Source organism: uncultured Nostoc sp. (assembly GCF_937863485.1).
GTDB lineage: Bacteria > Cyanobacteriota > Cyanobacteriia > Cyanobacteriales > Nostocaceae > Nostoc.
The window spans coordinates 245-5,167 of record NZ_CALMFY010000214.1; the positions used below are offsets into that span (position 1 = coordinate 245).

Consider the following 4,923-nt stretch of genomic DNA (forward strand, 5'->3'; position numbering starts at 1 on the left):
CACGCACCCGACTCATCACTCTCGCTCGTTCGGTTTGGTGGGCTCGTAGATGTGTATCAGAGACAGAGTTTGCCCAATGCCACTGCCGCACTGCTACGAACAGATGAGTCAACCTTTTCATCCTTGAGAATGTTGGCAATATCAGGGATATACTTCGTCGCTACCTGCCCCAGGTTGCCTAATGCCGCTGCCGCACCAGAACGAACGTTAGCTTTTACTTTTTCATCCTTGAGGATATTGGCAATGTCAGGAATATACTTCGTCGCCGCTTGCCCCAAATTACCTAATGCCCTTGCCGCAGTGCCACGCACATCTAAGTATTCCTTTTCATCGTTGAGGATATTGGCGGATTTCTGGGCAATCTCCTCCGGTTTCTTAAGCACGCTTTTTAAATCTTGCAGTTTATATCTAGCTAATTTGTCCAAGGCATATAGCTTTACTTTGGGGTAGCTGTCGTCAAGGGCTGCTAGTATACCCTCAATCTGCCAGGGTTGGGGTGGTGGTTTGGGAGTTTCTTTGGCGCTAACCCAAGGTAGAGCCAGGAAGAAGGAAAAAATGAAAGCTAAAGCATAAAGGATAAAGCCAGAAGGCTTGCTCGTATGGCGGTGAGTTGTGACCATGTTTGGGACAAGGTGGCAGATTACACGCGGTTAACGGTATAGTACCCAGCTTGCTCGAAGTTCTAAAGAAAGCAGCAATTCGTAATTCGTAATTAAGAAAGTCGGATTTAATCTGGGTTTGCAGATTTGTATCTCTAGGCTTGTTTTGGAGAGTGGGTATAAAAGTTGCTGCATCTGTGCCCGTTGTAGACATTGCACAAAAGCTGAGTCTGAGAATATTAAAATCATGTTGAGTCTCAAGAATCGCCTGAAAATTAATTACCCAGACTTATAGCGGTTCTCGTTTACGTAAGGTACACCCGTAAGGGCACGGCAATGCCGTGCCCCTACACCTGGCGATATAATGTTGTACCGCATCTAAATGGGAACCGCTATATAGGGAATTGTTTATCAGTGATTAAAGTTATATCTTGCACTTGCCCCATATCCCGCCTGAGAATAAATTCTCAGGCTAATAGCGCAAGTCCACTCAAGTGGACTATAAATCTTATTCAGTCTTCTTTAGAAGACTTTAGCTAGTAGCCCCAAAATTCATTCTGAGGCGTTTGTGCGGACTGGTGCAAATTCTGAGTAAACAAATTTGATGTTAATACTTGCCTACGAGTATTAAAGACTCGTCCGCGAGTATCAAAGACTCGTCTACGAGTATTAAAGACTTGCTCACGAGTATCAAAGACTCGCTCACGAGTATCAAAGACTCGCTCACGAGTATCAAAGACTCTCGCACGAGTATCAAAGACTCTCGCGCGAGTATCAAAGACTCGTCCGCAAGTATTAAAGACTCATTAATGAAGTTCAACTACTCATTCACGGAGTTCAAAGACTATAGCACTTCTTGTTTGAATGCAGTACACCACGATAAACAGTAAGGGCACAGCATTGCTGTGCCCCTACGAACGCTTGTATTTGACGCAAGCGAGAACGGCTATAAACCTCTGGCAATATTTGCCTATAAATCAGAAGCAGCTTTGCTAGGTTTATTTTTAATAGCTTTAAAACGATCGCCTAACTGTTCAGCAATAGTTTTTAACCCTGGAGTTTTCTTTGCAGCAGTCTTCACGTAGTCGTAAACTGTCAAACTGCTACCCATTGCTTCGCTGCCGACTGCCATTAGGGTATCATCTACTTGTTCTGTCAGTTGTCGTAATCCAATCAACAGTTCAGTAAGCGTCGCTGCTAGTTGATAATCCCGCACAAACTCATCTACATTAAAGCTGGCTGGGAGAATTTCTCGGTTAGACTGGGCAGCAGTCAGGCTGGTGTTGACAAAGGCTAGGCTTTTATCGCCCATCTTAAATAACTTGCGTCGTTCTTCCACACTCAGGGTTACAAGAAAAGGCATCTTTGCTTGGATAGTTGCAAAGGCTGCTTTAATTTCTTGGATATCTGCTGGGGAAAGGGAAGCGGTGATGTTTTGGTAAGCCATTGGATATTTACCGTAGTGAATCTGTTTGTTATGATTCCCACTGGTAAATGCGATCGCACAAATTTGGCATTAGGGTATTATCTGACAATTCAACTCATCTGGAAAACCTCTCTCTAAATCTCTCTTTTTTTAGGAGAGAGACTTTGAACTTTCCCCCTTCCCGCGACGAGTTGGGGGTTAGGGGGTTAGGTTTTTCGTAAGCTTTTTAGAGCGATCGCATTGCGGACATCATTGGTGGCGCGATCGCTCTAGCAACCAGCGCACGCACCACAGTTTGTCCTAACTGAGTTTGTAGTTGTTGCACCTTAGCAGCACTGCTGCGGACATCAGCTTTGGCTTTGTTGATAATAGCTTGGGCGTTACCAATATTCGCCTGGGCACTATGCACATTACAACATTTTAAACAAGAGTAATTACTTAAAATATGCGAAAAATATTTATGTAGATTATGATACATGATATTGTCTAATCTCATTTAGCTACTCTAGGTCACACACCATTGGTATTTACCAAAGTAATCAGATATGTTCAATGCCACTGAAATTTTAATTGATGCCTTTGTAAATGAAATTCGAGAAGGCTACCGTCGCACCTATGGCTGCTTCAAAAATGATTATCAGGACATTATCGCCTGGGCTGGTAACATGGCTTTGGAAAACATTGCCAATAGCGACGCCCTTTACCACAATGTTGAACACACTGTTCTTGTCACCCTGGTAGGTCAAGAAATCTTACGTGGCAAACACATTCGGGAAGGCGGTGTTTCCAGTGAAGACTGGTTGCATTGTATCATTTCCTTACTGAGTCATGATATTGGCTACGTTAAGGGAGTTTGCCGACAAGACCGAGAAACAGCAGGCTTATATGCCACGGGTAAAAATGGCAAAATGATTTCTGTAGCTCCTGGCGCTTCTGATGCCAGTCTGACGCCGTATCATGTTGATAGAGCCAAGCTTTTTATTGATGAGCGTTTTGGAGGTCACAAGTTGATAGATGCTCAGGCAATTAAGAGCAATATTGAATTGACTCGATTTCCCGTGCCTGCGGCAGAAGATCATCAAGATACAAAGTGCTTTGCAGGATTAGTCCGGGCTGCTGATTTGATTGGTCAACTAAGCGACCCACGTTACCTGAAGAAAATTACTTCTTTATTTTACGAGTTTGAAGAAACTGGTGTAAATAAAGTTTTGGGCTATAAAACCCCTGCCGATTTACGAAATAACTACGCTAAATTTTACTGGAATGGTGTCTATCCTTATATCCAAGATGGACTGCATTATCTATCATTGACACAACAGGGAAAACAAATTCTCGCTAATCTTTACTCTAATGTGTTTGTTGTAGAACATGAAAAACAACAGGAAGAACAGCAGCGGTATTTAGAGAAGTTAGGAGTGGGGAGTTGAGAGTAGAGACGCGATTAATCGCGTCTGTCTGTACAGGAGTTAGAAGTAGAGACGCGATTAATCGCGTCTGTCTGTACAGGAGTTTGGAGTTTGAAGTTGAGAATTATTAATCATCAGTTATAAATTAAGATAAAAGTTTAATAACTCATAACTCATAACTTATAACTCCTAACTACTATGGATTGGTGGCGACGACTGAAGAAAAATCCTTTGGCACGATTTGGGGCAATTTTGCTGTTAGTTTTCTACATAGCAGTAATTGCAGCCGATTTCGTGGCTCCTTATGACCCTTATGTTTCACAGGCCAATGGTTCACTGTTGCCACCAACTAAGATACACTGGGTTTCTCAGTCAGGACAGTTTATTGGGCCCCATGTTTATCCAACGACTCAGGGAGATACTAATTTAGAAACAGGTGATCGCCAACTCGTTGTAGACTTCAAAAAACCCTCACCCCTGCGTCTATTTGTCTCCGGGCCAGAATACCGATTATTGCAGATGAGTTTGCCATTACCCCCGAAGTGGGATGAAGTCACAATCTTTCCTGGTATCCCCTTAAATTGGCATTTGTTTGGCACAACAAGTGGGGCAAAATTCAACATCTTGGGCACTGATGACCAAGGCCGCGACGAATTTAGTCGCCTGCTGCATGGCGGTCGCATCAGTATGTTTATCGGGATTTTTGGTATTATCATTGCCTATCCCCTCGGTTTGCTCATCGGGGGAATTTCTGGCTATTTCGGCGGTGTGACTGATAGCATCATTATGCGCTTGGCAGAAGTAGTAATGACTTTCCCTAGTATTTATCTTTTGGTGACTTTGGGAGCAGTCTTACCAGCTGGTTTAAGCAGTACCCAGCGCTTTTTGCTGATTGTGGTGATTACTTCGGTTATTCGCTGGGCTGGTTTAGCACGGGTCATTCGCGGACAGGTACTATCAATTAAAGAGCGAGAATTTGTGCAAGCGGCACGCGCAATGGGCGGAAACCCACTTTATATCATCCTCCGCCACGTTTTGCCGCAAATGGCTAGTTATATAGTTATCTCTGCTACTCTTGCAATTCCTAGCTTTATTGAATCAGAAGCGATACTGAGTCTCATCGGCTTGGGAATTCAACAACCAGACCCCTCTTGGGGCAATATGCTTTCTCTGGCTAGCAATGCTTCAATTTTGGTACTGCAACCTTGGTTAATCTGGCCGCCGGCTGTGCTGATTATCTTCACAGTGCTAGCATTCAACTTACTCGGTGATGGATTAAGAGATGCTCTCGACCCCCGGAGTTTGAGAAGATAAGCTCTCAGAATAGCAAATGCGATCGCTGAAGTAGCAAATGCGATCGCCGAAATAGCAAATGCGAAGACCGAAATAACAAATGCGAACGCAGAAATAGCAAATGCGAACGCATAAAAATCAAAAGAAATCGCATAAGTAGCAAAAGACTACGCATAAATAGAAAATGACAAAGCAGATA

Annotated in this window: 5 protein-coding genes; 2 read left to right on the plus strand and 3 right to left on the minus strand. The window is 43.5% G+C overall.

Annotated elements, in window-relative coordinates; all coding sequences use genetic code 11:
- Positions 1 to 56: 56 nt before the first annotated feature.
- From Q0541_RS28600 to Q0541_RS28610, 3 genes are all read right to left on the minus strand, one after another.
- Positions 57 to 620, minus strand: coding sequence for a HEAT repeat domain-containing protein (locus Q0541_RS28600; RefSeq protein ID WP_298919283.1), 564 nt, complete (start codon positions 618 to 620; stop codon positions 57 to 59).
- 949 nt (positions 621 to 1,569) lie between these two features.
- Positions 1,570 to 2,046: a hypothetical protein gene (locus tag Q0541_RS28605; RefSeq protein WP_298919285.1), complete on the minus strand. Its 477-nt coding sequence runs from the start codon at positions 2,044 to 2,046 to the stop codon at positions 1,570 to 1,572.
- Between the two features lie 205 nt (positions 2,047 to 2,251).
- Positions 2,252 to 2,434 carry a hypothetical protein gene (locus Q0541_RS28610; RefSeq protein ID WP_298919287.1) on the minus strand — a complete coding sequence of 61 codons (183 nt, stop codon included), beginning with the start codon at positions 2,432 to 2,434 and terminating at the stop codon, positions 2,252 to 2,254.
- A 136-nt stretch (positions 2,435 to 2,570) separates the two neighbouring features.
- On the opposite strand from Q0541_RS28610, the gene Q0541_RS28615 reads away from it, so the two are divergent.
- Both Q0541_RS28615 and Q0541_RS28620 read left to right on the plus strand, forming a co-directional pair.
- Entirely contained in the window at positions 2,571 to 3,452 is an 882-nt protein-coding gene (locus tag Q0541_RS28615) for an Npun_R2479 family HD domain-containing metalloprotein (RefSeq protein ID WP_298919289.1), read from the plus strand.
- Between the two features lie 177 nt (positions 3,453 to 3,629).
- Positions 3,630 to 4,745 carry an ABC transporter permease gene (locus tag Q0541_RS28620; protein WP_298919292.1) on the plus strand — a complete coding sequence of 372 codons (1,116 nt, stop codon included), beginning with the start codon at positions 3,630 to 3,632 and terminating at the stop codon, positions 4,743 to 4,745.
- The last annotated feature ends 178 nt before the right edge of the window (positions 4,746 to 4,923 follow it).